We start from the raw sequence: 17,205 nt of genomic DNA, 5'->3' as shown, positions 1-17,205 counted from the left end.
TAAGAATAAGAACTCATATATTATGAATCAATCTAATGTATCCGTTTGGGAAGAAAAAGTAGTTATCCCTACATACAGTGTTGGTAAACCCGATAAAAACCCCATGTTTTTTGAAAAGCGTGTTTACCAGGGGAGCAGCGGTGTGGTTTATCCAAATCCGGTGATTGAAAAAATTGCCGACGAAAAAGAAGACAAAGAATACACGGGCTTGTTCCTGGAGAATAAATACCTGAAAGTGATGATACTGCCTGAGCTTGGCGGCCGTATCCAGATGGCGTACGACAAGATCAAACAAAGGCACTTTATATATTATAACCAGGTTATCAAACCCGCTTTGGTAGGCTTAACCGGTCCGTGGATTTCCGGCGGTATTGAGTTTAACTGGCCGCAGCACCATCGCCCAAGTACGTTTGATCCTATTGACTATACGCTGGAAGAACATGCCGATGGCAGCAAGACCGTTTGGGTTAACGAGGTAGAGCGCATGTTCCATACTAAGGGTATGGCCGGTTTTACGCTTCATCCAGACACCGCTTATATTGAAATTAAAGCCAAATTGTTTAACCGCTCGGCCCTGCCTCAAACCTTTTTGTGGTGGGCAAATCCGGCTGTAAAAGTTAATGATTATTACCAGTCAGTATTTCCGCCTGATGTAAATGCAGTGTTTGATCATGGCAAGCGTGATGTATCTGACTTTCCGATTGCTACAGGTACCTATTACAAGGTTGATTATTCGCCGGGTACCGATATATCCATGTATAAAAATATCCCGGTACCTACATCATACATGGCCATTAATTCCGACTATGATTTTGTAGGCGGATATGAGCATGATAGCCAGGGCGGTTTATTACATGTGGCTAATCATCATGTATCGCCCGGCAAAAAACAGTGGACCTGGGGCCACAGCGATTTTGGACAAGCCTGGGACAGGAACCTTACCGATGAGGACGGCCCTTATATAGAGCTGATGACCGGCGTATTTACCGATAACCAGCCCGATTTTAGCTGGCTGATGCCGTACGAAGAAAAAACCTTTACCCAATACTTCTTACCATACCGCGAGTTAGGTATGGTGAAAAATGCCACCAAGGATATTTTACTGGCGTTAGGCAAAGATGGCGGTAAGGTAACGGTGAAAATACAAGTGACCTCAGTACAAACCGGACTGAATATCGGCCTGAGTTATAAAGGCCAAATCTTATTTAATGAAACCGCCGATATACTCCCTGAAAATCTATTTATAAAAGAGCTGGTGGTAAATGCCGATCTGAGCGAGAATGAGTTGCTACTGGTAATCACCAACAATAATAACCAGGAAGTATTACGTTACGAGCCTGCCAAAAACAAAAAGAATGAGATGCCTTTGCCGGCAAAACCGGCTCTTGAGCCTGCCGATGTAGAAAGCGTGGAGCAACTGTTTTTAACCGCTCAGCATTTGGAGCAATATCGTCATGCTACTTATAGCCCGATACCTTATTATGAAGAAGCATTGCGCCGGGAGCCTACAGATATCCGCAACAACAACGCTTTAGGTAAGTGGTATATCCGTAAGGGGCAGTTTGCCAAAGCCGAACCTTATTTAAGGCAAGCGGTAGAAACCAGTATCCAGCGTAACCCCAACCCTTATGACAGCGAACCTTATTATAACCTGGGCTTATGCCTAAAGTATCTTGCTCGCGTGGATGAAGCTTATACGGTTTTCTATAAATCAACTTGGAGCAATGCCTGGAAAGATACAGGGTTTTTCTGTGTAGCGCAGATTGATATGGCACGCGGTCACTATATGTTGGTACTTGATCATATCACCCAGTCCATTGACAGGAATGCCAATAACAGTAAGGCTTATGTAATTAAAGCAGCCGCTTACCGAAAGCTTAATCAAATGGATAAAGCATTACATGTAATTAATGTTGCGCTGGAAAGAGATGGTTTTAACCTTGGAGCTATGTTTGAAAAAGTACTGGCCTACCGGATAGTTAATGACCCTGAAAAAGTTGAGGAAAGTTTAAACAGGCTTTTAACGCTTTCAAGAAATGATGACCAGAACTTTATTGAATATGCTTTAGATTATGCAGCTGCTGGTTTAAATGATGAAGCTTCGCAATTGTTGCAATTGGTAGTAAAGCCTGCAGATTCAAATCCAATTGTATATTACACGCTTGGATGGCTAAGTCACCGCAGCGGAAGAAAGGCCGAGGCTGCCGAATGGTTTACAAACGCCGCTGCTGCCGATCCATATCTGTGTTTCCCCAACCGTTTAGACGAGATTGTTATATTGCAACTGGCTGCCGAACTTAACCCAACAGATGCTAAAGCGTCTTATTATTTGGGTAACCTGTTTTATGATAAACGCCAATATCAAGATGCAGTAAGCTGGTGGGAAAAATCTGCGGCGCTTGATAAAACCTTCCCAACAGTTTTCAGGAACCTGGCTATTGCTTACTTCAACAAGCAAAACAACGAGCAGAAAGCACTGGAATATTTTGAAAAAGCCTTTGAACTTGATAAAACCGATGCCCGTGTTTTAATGGAGCTTGATCAGCTTTATAAAAGACTGAATAAAGCTCCGGAGCAACGTTTGAAATTTATTGAAGATAACCTCGAAACCGCCAATCAGCGTGACGATGTTTACTTGGAAAGGGTAACGCTTTACAACCTTTTAGGCGATTATGAAAAAGCCTTGAATTTGCTCACCAATCGCCAATTCCATCCGTGGGAAGGGGGCGAGGGCAAAGCTTCCGGACAATATATATTGAGCCTTGTGCAGCTGGCCAAAAAACATATTAAAGACGGTTTGTATGAAAATGCTATTGATAATTTAAATGCCGCTAAAACCTATCCGCATAATTTAGGCGAAGGTAAATTGTACGGAACACAGGAAAATGATATTGATTACTGGCTGGCGCGCGCCTATGAATTATCCAGTCAACGGGAATTAGCCAAAAAATATTTTGAACAGGCAACTGTTGGATTGGATGAACCTTCGGCGGCAGTGTTTTATAATGATCAACAGCCTGATAAGATCTTTTACCAGGGACTCGCCTGGAAAAAACTGGGTGATACGCAACATGCCGAAAAGATATTCCGCAAATTGATTGACTACGGCGTACAGCATGAAAACGATGAGGTGAAAATCGATTACTTCGCGGTATCACTGCCCAACCTGCTCATTTTTGACGACGATCTGAACCTAAGAAACAATATCCACACCAGCTTTTTGCAAGGTTTAGGTTTATTGGGCCTGCATGAGTTTGATGAAGCGCAAAAGATGTTTAATAAAGTATTATCACTTGATACAACACATGTCGGCGCTATAATACACCTTAGTATGGCAAAGCAAGCTTTAAACGTAACTGATTATTAATTGGTTTAATCTGTTAGTACAACCCGGTCTGCTGATTTGATCAGCAGACGGGTTTGAAATATCCTGCATCTCCGGACAGTCGTCTGTCTTGCATATTCAATGAATATTAGATCCAGGAATAAGTATTGTTAATGATATTCCTGATTTAACAATTGAACCCTTACAATAATCCGATTGTGAAATAGCAATCGATTAATTAAAAACTATTTTATTATAAACATGAGCCAACGTGCCATCAAAATAACGCAGTATCTCTGGGGCGAACATGCCGGCGAACCCGTGTATCTTTTTAAAATTGAAAATGCTGATGGGGCTTATGTAGAATTAAGTAATTATGGGGCAACACTTGTTTCTGTTATGGTTCCGGATGCCCACAATGCTTTAGGCAATGCGGTACTGGGCTTTTCATCGTTACAGGCTTATGTGGATGATAGCTGTTATATTGGTTCAACAATTGGCCGTTTTGCAAACAGGATAGGCGAAGCTAAGTTCGAGCTCGATAACATTGCTTACTACCTTGAAAACAATGAGGGCCGAAATGCCAATCATGGTGGAAATAATGGCTTTAATTCCCTTGTTTTCAATTATCAGATCAACGCCGATGGCTTGGTTTTCAGCATTCATAGTAAAGATGGTAGTGGTGGTTACCCTGGCAATCTTGATCTCTCTGTGCATTATCAATGGACAGACTTGAATGAACTGATCATTAATTACCAGGCATCGACAGATAAAAAAACGGTAGCGAATTTTACTAATCATTCCTATTTCAATTTGTCAGGCGGCGATGATAAGATATTTGATCATTTGCTTACCGTAAATGCGGATGAAATATTGGAAAGTGATGCCGAACATGTTCCTACCGGTGTTATTAAACCGGTTGATGATATGGCTTTTATCAGTACTGCTATCAGAAACAGAATGACTATAAACGAGGGTGGTGTTAGTGGTTTAAATAGTTGTTATCTGCTTAATACCCGCGACAGAGCTCTTCGTAGGCCTGCAGCCGAATTGTATGAAAAAAAATCAGGACGGAAGCTGGAAGTATTTACCTCTTACCCGGCTGTGATAGTTTATACGGCAGATTATCTTCAAAGTGAACATCCCGGGCATCATTCAATACCTTATGGCCCTTTTGATGGGCTATGCCTCGAATGCCAGTATTACCCGGATAGTCCTAATCATGCTAACTTTCCTACAACAGTATTGGAGCCGGGAGATACTTATCAGGAAACCATCATCTATAAATTCAGCACAGAGCCTGGTCAGGCATACTAATCAGCTTGATTTTGTATTTCTCGTATCCGGTTAAATGTTCATCTATTGGCATTGTTATGCCAACTCGTTTCAGCATTTGCTAAAGTTATTAATCGGGTTTAAGCGAAGTTAACTGGTTAATTCGCAATTTTTTACCATGACTTATCAGCTAACAGCTCACTTGATGGATAAAACTGCTCGCTGGTTGTGAATTCATAAAATTGTCCATCTTTTTTGAAAGTTTATCCATTTTTAAATAAGCTTCGGTCACTTACATTTATATAACCAATTATTAACCAAACCAAGCACGTATGTAAAAAACTTGACTACTAACCTGAGGGATAAAATATATCAATTTTATCCTTGATGCTGTGATTTATTATTCCTATATGCTTATGCAATAGGCTGTTATTGTCAAAAGTCGAAAAAAATAAAAAAGACTTTAAGGGGGATTTTATTGCTTGTTCAATTTAGAATTAAGCCAGCAATGGGCGTATAGCATCTGAATTTATAACTAAAAGCGGCATATTATCATAAAAGCATATCCCGATAATATGGGCCGTCTCCTAATAACACGATAAGTTACAACTAATCCCGGTTAAAAATGCCGCTGATATTTTTAATGTAAGTAGTTATGCCGATTTTCCTACTATATACAATGTCATAGAAATGGATAAGTCGTTGTTTAAAGCGTTTAACCTTCCTACTGACGTTCCATCAGCCTACGACTGGCAAACCTATTATTTGTGGGATAAGAGCACTAACGAACCGGGCTTTCATACACCGGGGCAGGATTTCCCAATCTGGTTTACATTTGATATGGGACAGGAGGCGTTTTTGAGTAAAATGCAGATATGGCAACGTACCTCGGGCCTGTATAATTATGGCAATCCTAAAAGATTTGAAATATGGGGCAGTAATAACCCCAATCCAAACGGCGATTATAGTAACTGGGTAAAACTGGCCAGTTTTACTTCGGTTAAACCCTCTGGCCTGCCGGTAGGGCAAAACAGTCAGGAGGATGCAGACTTTGCTGCCGCTGGTGAACCTTTCACCTTCCCGGCAGATGTGCCTAAAGTACGCTACATCAGGTTTAAGGTACTGGAAACCTGGGGAGAAACAAACTATTTCCATCTTTTGGAACTAACTATGTTTAAGCAGGATAAATAACATATATGGGAGTTAAAAAAGCCGGCGGATGTAATACCCCCGGCTTTGTTTTTTTGAAATATTTTAGTAGTCCAGCTGTTCAGGATAATAATTATTTTTGAACGCCATAAATAGCCAATGAAAGAAGTATTTACAAGAGCCAGAGAATATTTGCTCGGATTAAAAAAAACAGATACTGATCTGTTAAGCACCCCTGCTCAGTTTTCAGAATATACCATTTTGTTTATACCTGACGGCGAGGGCATATATCACGCCGATTTTGGGACTTTTAATTTTAAAGGGCCGGTTATATTGTTTTCTACCCCTTTACAAGTTATCTATATTGAACAAAGCAAGCCAACTCCGGTAACGATACTACAGTTTCATGGCGATTTTTATTGTATAGAATATCACAGAACCGAAGTAGCTTGTAATGGGTTACTTTTTAATAACATTTACATACAGCCTTGCATAACGCTGGCCGATAAAGATATCCGCGTATTTGAAAACCTGCTGAATGATATTGATGAAGAATTTAAACAGGGTTTGCCCTCTGAAATTGTACTCCGTTCATATCTGCAACTTTTCCTGGCCAAATCAAGCAGTATAAAGATTAAATTGATTGATAATCACACTGAGTCAAGAGAGAAGGATGAACAAATGGAGCGTTTCAGGCAGCTTTTGGATCAGCATTACCTTACCCTGCATAAACCCAGTGAATATGCGCAGTTGTTGTCCATGTCGCCCAATAATTTTACTAAACGCTGTAGCCGGTATTTCAAAAAAACACCGTCACAGCTTATACAGGAGCGGATAATTCTCGAAGCCAAAAAACAACTCCATTTAACCCGGCAAAGCATTAAGGAAATTGCGTATGCGTTAAAGTTTGAAGATGAATTTTATTTCAGTCGTTTTTTTAAAAAAGTAACCAAAGTTTCGCCCCAAACCTTTCGCGATAAAACCGGCATATCTATCGTGGCAGATTTGTCCAAGTGATAGCCTTTTTCGTCCATGTCCAGAGGTAGCTGATAGATGTAATTTTGACCAACAAAACAATTACATCAATGAAAGCTTCAATCATAAACAGTATTGCCAATCTCGACCAATTTGGAAAGAAGGTTATCCGCTTTGCTATAGTAGTAGTTTTTCTATGGATAGGGGGACTTAAATTTTTTACTTATGAAGCCGATGGCATAGTACCATTTGTGGCCAACAGTCCGTTCATGTCGTTCTTTTATCAGCATCCTAACGATTATAAGAAGCACATGAATAAAGAGGGTGAACTTATCGATTCCAATCACCAGTGGCATACAGACAATAACACTTATGGATTTTCAAAAGGGCTGGGAATATTCCTCATGACACTTGCCGTGTTCGTAGCCTTATATAGAGTAGCGCCGCTGCCCAGCATGATAGCCAGTTTACTTATAGGCATAGTTACCCTTGGTACACTATCATTCCTGATCACCACACCCGAAAGTTGGGTGCCGCACCTAACAGACAGCCAATGGGGCTTCCCATACCTGTCTGGCAGAGGAAGACTGGTAATTAAAGACCTTGTTATTCTCGGCGGAGCCATTATTACTATGAGCGAAACAGCAAGAATTTACCTGAACCGTCAAAAAACAAAATAATAAACCATACCATATAAATTAATCATGAAAACAATACAAGTGCCTGTTAAAGAACAGGTGAGCGCCGACGCGCAAGTTATATTTGACCAAATGCAGAAACGATTGGGTAAAGTTCCCAACCTGTATGCCACTATTGGCTACTCTGCAAATGCGCTGAAAGGATTCCTGGATTTTGACGCTACCTTAAGTAAAGGCGTATTTTCACCTAAAGAACGGGAGGCTATTGCCTTAGTGGTATCAGAAGTAAATGGTTGTGCTTACTGTCTTGCGGGGCATACTTTAGCAGCCATCAAAAACGGTTTCAGCAAAGAAGATACTTTAGCCATAAGAAGAGCCAATGTGCCCGATCCTAAGCTGCGGGCTTTAATACAATTGGCCAAATCAATAACTGTAAATAAGGGACATGCTGATGAAGCTGCGCTCGAAAACTTTTTTGCCGCCGGGTATGATGAAGCTGCCGTAATGGAACTGATAGGCCTGGTTACAGTAAGGGTATTCACCAATTATGTATTTGCCTTAACCAATATTCCGGTTGACTTTCCCGCGGCTGAGCCAATAAATTAATGCTATAAGTGTTCGGAAGCTGGAACATTAATGAACACTTGATAATCAGGTATTTGTATTTTTTAAAATACCTATAAAATTGATACACAGCGTTATGAGTAAGAAGCAGCGTAACAATCCGAACGTCTCCTATGATAACAATAGGCGGGCGTTTATCAAGCAGACTGTTACAGCGTGCTTCTATTCTGTTTTACCATTTAAAACTATCACCATGACTAATCCCAATGGAGTTACCGTTCGCCAAAGCCGATATTCTGTAAAAGAAACAATAGATCGTATACAGACCGCTTTAGAAGAACATGATGTAACCATATATGCCCGAATAAACCAGCAGCAGGAGCTGCAAAAGGTTGGCCAAGTTATACCCCCTTTAGAGTTTTTATTGTTTGGCAATCCTAAAGCCGGCGGACCGGTAATGAGCGAAAATCCGGTGGCAGCGCTCGATTTGCCGCTAAAGGTTATCGCCTGGCAGGATGAGCAGCAGGCGGTGCATGTTGCTTATAATGATGCCTCGTATATAAAGATCAGGTATTTCTTATCGGCAAATGTGTCTGCCCCGTTAAATATAGATCCGTTAATATCTAAAATCTTATCATGAAAACATCAAATCAAAATAACAATCTCCCAACAGATGAGGAGAAACTGTACCTCGCTACCACATTTCTCACGGCATTAAGGGATAATGAATGGGATACCATGCGCGCAATTATAGCGCCGGATGCAGTCTGGAAATTGCCTGGTACAAGTATTCTTTCGGGCCTTGCCGAAGGGGCCGATGCTATTATACGCCGCGCCCAGGGATTAAAACACTTTGGAGTTAAATTTCAATTAAAGGATATCCTCTATGGATTGCATGGTGTGACGCTTTCGCTTCATAATACAGCTACCAGGGATAATTTGATACTGGACGAGCAGGTAGCGATTGTGTGCGAGATAAATGATGGCAAAATTATATCAATGGCCACCTATCTTTCTGATGTAGCAAGTATCAATGCTTTTTTTATTGACGGGATATAAGCTATCTTGCTCAATAAAAAAACACTCATGGCCGATTACAAGCTGGAGGCTGCAAAAGTCGCTTTTAAACTTATTAAAACAGGCCAAACAATTGGTCTGGGAGCCGGAACAACGGTTTTTCATCTGGTTGATATGATCAGGCAGGATGAAGCCCTTGCCGGCTCTGTTATTTTGGTGTCATCGTCTTTTAAAACAAATGCTTACCTGTTGCAGCATGGCTTAAATGTAAAAGCCGCGTCGATGGTAAAATACCTCGATATTTATTTTGACGGATGCGATCAGTTTGACAGCGGGTTAACCGCCCTTAAAAGTGGTGGTGGCATCCACACTTCCGAAAAAATACTGGCATCAATGGCCGCTGAGTTTATATTAATGGGCGATGACGCTAAATTTACGCCCGCGCTGGATGCAACCTATCCCCTGGTGGTGGAGATTTTGCCGCAGGCATTACAAATAGTACTTGACAGGCTTACATCTGCCTGGCCTGATGCCGTTTTAAAACTGCGTATGAGCAACCAGAAAGACGGCGCCGTGACTTCTGAAAACGGCAACCTGCTTGCCGATATGCAGTTTTCAAGCGTGCCGGATTGGCAGCAGTTAAACATACAGGTAAAAATGATTCCGGGCATTGTAGAGCACTCCTTGTTCTACAGAATGGCATCAAAAGCCATAATTGCGGGCGAAGGCGGGGTAAGGATAATATCGCCCGACTATAAAGTCTATTAATACAAAATATACTATCTTTAAGCTCCTTACCTAAATAAAAAAAGATGTCTATGGTAAAATCAAAGCAGTTTTGTTTGCAATTGTTCGCCTTGTTATGTTTAATTTCCTGTGTTAACGTCAATCCGGCCCGGGCAACTTCTAAACCAGTTAAACAGGATTCGTTATTGAAAAAAAAGTACATATTGGATATTATGCACAAGGTTGCCGATTGGCAACTGAATGAGTGGAACACGAATGGTTTTAAACATCCTAAGGTTGATTGGACAAACGCCGCTTGTTATACCGGTATTTATGCCTTGGGTGCTGTCAAAAACAATGAAAAATATTTAACCGCGCTTGTCAATATTGGCAACGATTTGAGCTGGAACACTGGCCGCGACCGTTTTATGGCCGATGATTATTGCATTGGTCAAACCTATTCCCTGTTGTATAATAGGTATAAAGACAAAAAAATGATAACGCCATTCATCGCACTGGCTGATAGCATTGTGAGCAAGCCGCATGATGAATCATTGGAGTGGAAAAATCATATTGCCTCAAGGGAATGGGCCTGGTGCGATGCCCTTTTTATGGGGCCAACCGCGCTGAGTTATTTAAGCACGGCTACAGGAGATACCAAATACCTTGATATGGCTGTCAAACTCTGGTGGAAAACCACCGATTATTTATATGACCCTACAGAGCATTTATATTTCAGGGATGGAAGCTATTTGGACAAGAAAGAAAAGAACGGCAAAAAAGTATTCTGGGCAAGGGGTAACGGATGGGTACTTGCAGGCCTGGTAAGGGTGATGGAAAACATGCCCGCCAATCATCCCAAAAAAAAGAAATTTGAACAACTATACCAGGACATGGCTTCCAAAATAGCCTCGCTGCAGCAACCAGATGGCAGCTGGCATGCCTCATTGCTCGATCCGGAGAGCTATCCCGTTAAAGAAACCAGCGGTACCGGCTTTTATTGTTATGCCTTACTATGGGGACTTAATCATGGCATGCTTGATGGTAAAACTTATTGGCCAGTTGTAAAAAAAGCATGGGCTGCATTGGCAACCTCTGTTCACCCCGATGGGATGCTGGGTTATGTACAGCGCATAGGCGCCAGTCCTGATGCGGTTACCGAAAGCAGTACCGAGGTATATGGCGTAGGGGCTTTTCTGCTCACCGGCACCCAACTTTATCAATACCTCAGCAAACATCCGGCAGCAGATAAAAATTAAACTCGTAATATCATATGCATATATGATTGGAATGCTTTGAGTTAGGTTTTAACTTTACTGTTTAAATTTAAAAAATTGGACATCAGAGTATCTGTATTTGATGATAATAGCGCCTTGCGCGATAGCCTGAGTTATTTAATATCAGGCACACCGGGTTATGTAATAGCCGGAACTTATCCTGATGGTAACAAGGTGCTCGACCATATGCGGCATGATACAACGGATGTGGTACTCATGGACATAGACATGCCAGGCCTCAGCGGCATAGAGGCCACAGCACTCATCAAAACGCACTTTCCCAATGTAAATGTATTGATCCTGACCTCTTATGATGATAGCGATAAGGTGTTCGCGGCTATCCAGTCGGGAGCAACGGGTTATCTGCTTAAAAAAACCTCGCCCGCCAAGATCCTCGAAGCTATTACGGATGTAAATCAGGGAGGTGCCCCGATGAATGCAAGCATAGCCCGTAAGGTGCTCGATTTTTTCAGGGAAAAGAGATCAGATGTAGCCAACGAGTATGATCTTTCCCTGCGCGAACGGGAAGTGCTGGGGTGTCTGGTAAAGGGCGACAGTTATAAAATGATAGCCGAACGCTGCTACATTAGTATGGGTACCGTATGCACCCACATCAGCAGCATCTACAAAAAACTGCATGTAAACTCCAAATCAGAAGCTGTGGCCAAAGCCATTCGTGAAAGACTGGTTGGCAGCATGTAACTGTAATATTTTTCGGTGAAAAACCATAAGCTTATATGATTGACCCGTATAGGTATATTCCTCATTTTCGTGTAATAGTAAAATAAACCATTGTCATGAAAGCTACGGGTATTCTGTTTACAGCCATTGCTAAAATACTGCATAAGTATCTGCGTAAAAATACTCATCCGCAAATGGCATTTCACGTAAATTCACTGGCAATAAATACAGTAAATTCCGTAAATTACTTAGGTAATATCCCTGTCGCGGTTTATGGCTGGAGGTAATATCTTTGACATTATAAAATAACACTATTACAAAACGATATAAATCAAATCTCAGAAATATTCAATAGCTCTGAATAAAAATAATAAGTTATATAATTAGGGATAGTAACTTAGAAGCAGCCGTCTACAGCAAGTGTAGCGGCTGTTATTTGTTATAAGCAATTTTGTTTTTCTGATTTTGCAAAAGAACAGGCTCCGTTTATTCTCCCTGTTATATTACTGCGTCTCGTTTCATAGCTGCTTTTACTATTAAACGTTTACCAAAATTTAATTAGTTTTATAGGAGCAATCATTAATCAACAGTAAACCATGACCTCTCGTACCGGTGTTCAAAAAATTGCCGTGCTGGCAATTACAATTTGTATAGTATGTTTTAGTCTTTACCATGCTAAGGCGCAAAACGTTAAACCCAGGTTTAAAGTGATTGCCTTTTACACCGGCCGTGAGGATAAGGCGCATATCAGCTTTATGCACGAGGCTAATCGGTGGTTCCCGGAGATGGCCAAAAAATACAACTTTACGTATGATTCTACCAAAAACTGGAGCGATATGACCCCTGAGTTTTTGGCTAAATACCAGGTAGTGATATTTTTAGATACCCGTACCGATGATCCGGCGCAAAGAGCAGCCTTTGAGCAGTATATGAAAAATGGCGGCGCTTGGATGGGCTTCCACTTCTCCGCTTTCGCGCTTACCCCGTCAGACTATCCGCAAAACTGGGACTGGTATCACAACGAATTTTTGGGTTCGGGACAGTATAAGAGCAATACCTGGCACCCAACTTCGGCTATTTTGAGGGTGGATTCCAAACACCCGGTAACAAAGGGCCTGCCCACCACTTTCAAAGCATCGCCAAACGAATGGTACAGATGGGAGAAAGACCTGCGCGCCAATCCTGATATTAAAATTTTATTGTCTATAGACTCAACCAGTTTCCCCTTGGGTACCGGGCCCAAACCTTATGAAATATGGCACAGCGGCTATTACCCTGTTGTATGGACTAATAAGAATTATCGTATGGTTTATTTTAATATGGGCCATAATGATATGGATTATGATGGCGGAACCAATAAGGAACTATCGCAAACATTTGATAATGATGTACAGAATAAACTAATCATGAATGCTTTGTTATGGCTGGGTACTGGTAAAAATTAAGGCTTACAGCTTTTTAAAAAGGATGTCATTTTCTTTAAAATGACATTTGCAGATGAGTTGACTTTAAAAGTGGTTTCTACCTTTGAAGGTTACAAATCATCTATGAAAAAACTTAAAGAACTTTTTACCCGGGTTAAAGCAATAGACCATCGCGATAATCAAGTAAGGAACTATCGCAAACATTTGATAATGATGTACAGAATAAACTAATCATGAATGCTTTGTTATGGCTGGGTACTGGTAAAAATTAAGGCTTACAGCTTTTTAAAAAGGATGTCATTTTCTTTAAAATGACATTTGCAGATGAGTTGACTTTAAAAGTGGTTTCTACCTTTGAAGGTTACAAATCATCTATGAAAAAACTTAAAGAACTTTTTACCCGGGTTAAAGCAATAGACCATCGCGATAATCAAGATATAACCGATTTGCTTTGGCAGCTGATCTGCTATTCGCCTAAAATGCCCGTAAGGTTACAAAGCCAGCAATTGCTTGATGAGGCAACCCCGTTTACGTTGGAAGCAGACGATCCGCATTTTAGCTGCTCGATGTTAAAGTTTAATGGTTTTATATGGGGTAACGGCAGCCGCAGGGTATTGATTACGCATGGCTGGGGCTCTAAGGCAGCTGATTTTACCGAGCTGATCACCGCGCTTCGAATGATAGACGATTTGCAGATTATTGCCTTTGATGCTCCGGGTAATGGCAGTTCAGAGGGCGAACTTTCCAACCTGTCGCTTTTTGCAAAAGCCGCGGAAGCAATTGTTAATACCTACGGACCACCCGATATATTAATAGGGCATTCACTTGGAGCGATGGCTAACACCATTGTTATTAATAGTACGAATATCAAGCCATCCTTACTGATTAGCATAGCTCCATTGGTGAGATTAAGGGAAAATTTTATTGCCACCATGACAGCGGCGGATGTGCCTGTTGCTGCTCAGGATAAGTTTTTTGAAGCTTTCAAATTATTGGTCGAAGTGCCTGCCTCGTATTTTAATCTACCCGGTTTATATCCGGATGATGCCGCCGTAAAACATCTGCTTGTTTATGATAAGGAAGATAAAACCGCTCCTTATAGTTATTTGCAGAAGTTTTTAAGCAACCATCCCGAAATATTGATTAAAGAATATGAAGCCGTAGGCCACGAGCGGATAATTAAAGACACCGGGCTTATTCAGGATATTGTAGAAGCGGTGAAGACGGCCACTTTATAAGTTGGTGTCATGCTGAGCTTGTCGAAGCATGGTGTCGGGGCCTCTCCGCCCGATCCTTCGACAAGCTCAGGATGACCCCTTTAACTCAACCTCACACCACTTCATTCTGAACTCCTGAATAGTATTTCAGCTCTATCAGGTCATGAGGTAGGGTTTTGGTGTTCCATGCCTGGTGTATAGCAAGGGCTGTACCCACAGCGGTAGCTTGTGCCATTGATGCCGCGTAAACCTCCAGATGCGGGAAAGCGAAAGCCAGCAGGTGCATAAACACCGTGTTTTTACTGAATCCGCCATCTACAAATATCCTTTGTACTTTACAACCCTGCAGCACATAGCCGGTGGATATGGTTTGCTGCTGAACTATGTCGATCATTAATTGGTGATAAGCTTCGGCATCGTTGCTGAAATCGGCAAGCTCACGTTGTTCAAATACCGATTTTTGTAATTCGCCCTGCTGATGCCTGGATTGCAGCGCCTTTTTTGCCTGTAGCTTTGCAACTATAGCCGGATCAAAATTCATAGTGCGGTACCTGATCATGTCCTGGTTAAAATGAGCTGCAATGCGTTTTACCTGCTGTTCATATTCGTAACCTGTAAATAGCCTTGATGCCTTAACAGGGCCACCTTTATATTGCAGGTAGTTGAGACAATCGTTTTTAAGCTCTTCTTCGGTAAGCGGTGTTTGGTTAAAAGGGTTCAGGCTGATAGACCATGTACCCGTAGATATCAGCACAAACGGCATGTTAAAACTCACGAGGTAAGGTATAAGCGCGGCCGAACTATCATGCAGGCCGATGCCCACACTATAAGTACTCCCGGGAAATACAGCCGAAAGGACGCCATCAGCAGGTTTTAGGGGCGCCATTTTGGGAAGGATGCCTTCTTTGTCTACCCACTCATGATAGGTGTTTTTGCCAAAATCCCACAGTGCGGTATGGCAGCCAATACTCGTAAGATCGGTAACCATTTGGCCGCTGAGCAGGTAGCTCATGTATTGAGGTAAATGCAGCGCATATTTTACCTTTTTAAATACCTCGGGCTGTTCGTATTTAAGCCTGTACACTTGCAGCCCCGAGTTTAAATTACCCAAAACAGGCGAGGCAGTTTCGCGTGCAAACCGGGCTTCATCGCCGTAGGTTTCATAAAACTGCCTGCCCAACTCTGGTGGATATGGTTTAAGGTAATTATACAAGGGGGTAAGGGGCCTGCCATCTTCATCAACATATACAAAACTGGCCCCATAAGTTGAGAAGTTGACCGCCTTAAGGTCAAACTGTTTATGCTTAAATATTTCCCTCAGCGAGTCAAATACCGACAGCCGCAGGCTGTCGAGGTTTTCGCAAGGTTCGCCATCTTCGTCGTGAGTTTCGGTAAACCGGGCTGTCCGTTCAAAAACTATTTTATAGTTCTCATCAAAAAGGAACAGCTTCTTATTGGTTTTACCCACATCAAAAATAGCTATAACAGGTATTTGCTCCATAGTTTACAAGCCGGTTGATACTGCCAGCGCTCCACGTTCTTCTATCAGTTGTTTGCGTATGGTTTGCTGTCTGTATATAGCTAAAGGATTTAATGCACCACCCGAGCGTAAGCGGGCTTCGGCCAATAACGGACGCACATCGGTGCGGTAGGCGTGCTGTAATATTTCCTGCGCCAGTACTACGTCGTTGTTCTGCTGTGCCTGTACCAGGGCTGGCTGATCGACCAGTAAAGCCTGAGCATAGGCAATTTTAATGGCTTCTACAGATTGCAGAAGATCTTCAATTGGGTCTTTTATGTTGTGTGATGCATCTATCATCCAGCCTATACCGGTAGCATGATTTAAACCACGGGCATCCATGCCTTCAACCAGTTCATTAAATATCAGGAACAGTTGGTAAGGATTAATGCTGCCTACGGTTAAGTCGTCATCGCCATATTTCGAATCGTTAAAGTGGAAACCGGCAAGTTTGCCTTCCATCAGTAACAACGATACAATCTGCTCAATGTTGGTGCTGCCCAAATGGTGACCTAAGTCGACCAAAGTTTGCGCTTTTTTGCCCAGTTTTGATGCCAGCAGGTATGATTGGCCCCAATCGCCAATGGTAGTTGAATAAAAATTAGGTTCGTAAGGTTTGTACTCTATCCATACTTTCCAGTCGGCAGGCAGGGCGTCATAAATTTCGTGAAGGCTTTCCAGTGTACGCTCAAACGCACCGCGCATGTTAAGCTGGCCGGGGAAATTTGATCCGTCGGACAGCCAAACAGATAACGCTTTTGAATCAAGTTCAATACCGTAGTTAATTACCTCAATGTTATGTTCAACTGCTTGTTTGCGTACAGCCTTATCTACATGGTGTAAAGAACCATATTTGTAGCTGTACTGCTGATCGGGCTGATCCTGAAAAGTGTTGGAGTTAACCGCGTCAAAATGCAGGCCCAGTTGTGCTGCCAATGCTTTAATAGAAGCAGCGTTTTTAGGGATATCCCACGGAATGTGCAGCGATATGGAATTGCTGCTTTTGTTTAACGCATGTATTAAACCTACATCCTCAATTTTTTCTTCCAGGCTGCGTGGCTCACCACCGCCCGAAAAACGACCGAAGCGTGTACCGCCTGTACCTAAAGCCCAACTGGGTATAGCTATATTGAAATCGGAAATTTTTTGAATAATCGTATCCAGTCCGTTTATATCGGCAGCAACAAAATCAAACTTGCGCTGATGCGCCGCCTGTTGCTTATGATTAGCCTCGTCAATTATGCTCTTCTCTAATTGCATGGTTATTGGTTTATGTAATTATATTCTAAAATATGTCATTGCGAGGAGGAACGACAAAGCAATCTCACGTGCTGATAAACCTTGCCTGTGAGATTGCCACGCTTCGCTCGCAATGACATGTGGGTTTTTTGTTCCCAATGTACTTGTCTTAAAGTCCC

General features: G+C 42.0%; 16 protein-coding genes. 14 read left to right on the top strand and 2 right to left on the bottom strand.

Going from position 1 to position 17,205, the window contains the following annotated elements:
* Positions 1–22: 22 nt before the first annotated feature.
* The 14 genes from SNE25_RS26780 (at position 23) to SNE25_RS26715 (ending at position 14,289) form a co-directional block, all read left to right on the top strand.
* Positions 23–3,367, top strand: a complete 3,345-nt coding sequence (locus SNE25_RS26780) for a tetratricopeptide repeat protein (RefSeq protein ID WP_321562091.1) — start codon at positions 23–25, stop codon at positions 3,365–3,367.
* A 219-nt stretch (positions 3,368–3,586) separates the two neighbouring features.
* Complete coding sequence (locus SNE25_RS26775; RefSeq protein WP_321562090.1) at positions 3,587–4,642, top strand: aldose epimerase family protein; 1,056 nt, start codon at positions 3,587–3,589, stop codon at positions 4,640–4,642.
* 648 nt (positions 4,643–5,290) lie between these two features.
* Positions 5,291–5,791: a DUF5000 domain-containing lipoprotein gene (locus SNE25_RS26770; protein ID WP_321562089.1), complete on the top strand. Its 501-nt coding sequence runs from the start codon at positions 5,291–5,293 to the stop codon at positions 5,789–5,791.
* 117 nt (positions 5,792–5,908) lie between these two features.
* Positions 5,909–6,766: a helix-turn-helix domain-containing protein gene (locus SNE25_RS26765; RefSeq protein ID WP_321562088.1), complete on the top strand. Its 858-nt coding sequence runs from the start codon at positions 5,909–5,911 to the stop codon at positions 6,764–6,766.
* Between the two features lie 68 nt (positions 6,767–6,834).
* A complete protein-coding gene (locus SNE25_RS26760) occupies positions 6,835–7,404 on the top strand; it encodes a DUF417 family protein (RefSeq protein ID WP_321562087.1) in 570 nt (189 codons plus the stop codon).
* A 24-nt stretch (positions 7,405–7,428) separates the two neighbouring features.
* On the top strand, positions 7,429–7,968 hold the full coding sequence (locus SNE25_RS26755; protein WP_321562086.1) for a carboxymuconolactone decarboxylase family protein: 540 nt from the start codon (positions 7,429–7,431) through the stop codon (positions 7,966–7,968).
* A 211-nt stretch (positions 7,969–8,179) separates the two neighbouring features.
* Complete coding sequence (locus SNE25_RS26750) at positions 8,180–8,566, top strand: DUF302 domain-containing protein (protein ID WP_321562085.1); 387 nt, start codon at positions 8,180–8,182, stop codon at positions 8,564–8,566.
* Entirely contained in the window at positions 8,563–8,985 is a 423-nt protein-coding gene (locus SNE25_RS26745; protein WP_321562084.1) for a nuclear transport factor 2 family protein, read from the top strand. Before SNE25_RS26750 ends, SNE25_RS26745 begins: the two co-directional genes overlap by 4 nt.
* Before the next feature lie 27 nt (positions 8,986–9,012).
* Positions 9,013–9,711 (top strand): ribose 5-phosphate isomerase A, encoded by a 699-nt coding sequence (gene rpiA, locus SNE25_RS26740; protein WP_321562083.1) that lies wholly within the window; start codon positions 9,013–9,015, stop codon positions 9,709–9,711.
* Between the two features lie 164 nt (positions 9,712–9,875).
* Positions 9,876–10,928 (top strand): glycoside hydrolase family 88/105 protein, encoded by a 1,053-nt coding sequence (locus SNE25_RS26735; RefSeq protein WP_321562082.1) that lies wholly within the window; start codon positions 9,876–9,878, stop codon positions 10,926–10,928.
* A 75-nt stretch (positions 10,929–11,003) separates the two neighbouring features.
* A complete protein-coding gene (locus SNE25_RS26730) occupies positions 11,004–11,648 on the top strand; it encodes a response regulator transcription factor (RefSeq protein WP_321562081.1) in 645 nt (214 codons plus the stop codon).
* Between the two features lie 95 nt (positions 11,649–11,743).
* Complete coding sequence (locus SNE25_RS26725; protein WP_321562080.1) at positions 11,744–11,914, top strand: hypothetical protein; 171 nt, start codon at positions 11,744–11,746, stop codon at positions 11,912–11,914.
* Positions 11,915–12,223: 309 nt separating this feature from the next.
* The gene (locus tag SNE25_RS26720) at positions 12,224–13,072 is read left to right on the top strand and encodes a ThuA domain-containing protein (RefSeq protein ID WP_321562079.1); all 849 of its coding nucleotides are present in this window, start codon (positions 12,224–12,226) and stop codon (positions 13,070–13,072) included.
* Between the two features lie 290 nt (positions 13,073–13,362).
* Positions 13,363–14,289, top strand: coding sequence for an alpha/beta fold hydrolase (locus SNE25_RS26715; protein ID WP_321562078.1), 927 nt, complete (start codon positions 13,363–13,365; stop codon positions 14,287–14,289).
* A gap of 91 nt (positions 14,290–14,380) precedes the next feature.
* On the opposite strand, the gene SNE25_RS26710 is transcribed toward SNE25_RS26715, so the two are convergent.
* Both SNE25_RS26710 and SNE25_RS26705 read right to left on the bottom strand, forming a co-directional pair.
* Entirely contained in the window at positions 14,381–15,769 is a 1,389-nt protein-coding gene (locus SNE25_RS26710) for an FGGY-family carbohydrate kinase (protein ID WP_321562077.1), read from the bottom strand.
* 3 nt (positions 15,770–15,772) lie between these two features.
* Entirely contained in the window at positions 15,773–17,047 is a 1,275-nt protein-coding gene (locus SNE25_RS26705) for a sugar isomerase (RefSeq protein WP_321562076.1), read from the bottom strand.
* Positions 17,048–17,205: the final 158 nt, after the last annotated feature.

Source organism: Mucilaginibacter sabulilitoris (assembly GCF_034262375.1).
In the GTDB taxonomy this organism is placed as follows: domain Bacteria; phylum Bacteroidota; class Bacteroidia; order Sphingobacteriales; family Sphingobacteriaceae; genus Mucilaginibacter; species Mucilaginibacter sabulilitoris.
Note: the sequence above shows the minus strand (reverse complement) of the source record. Positions and strands in the feature narration are given on the sequence as shown.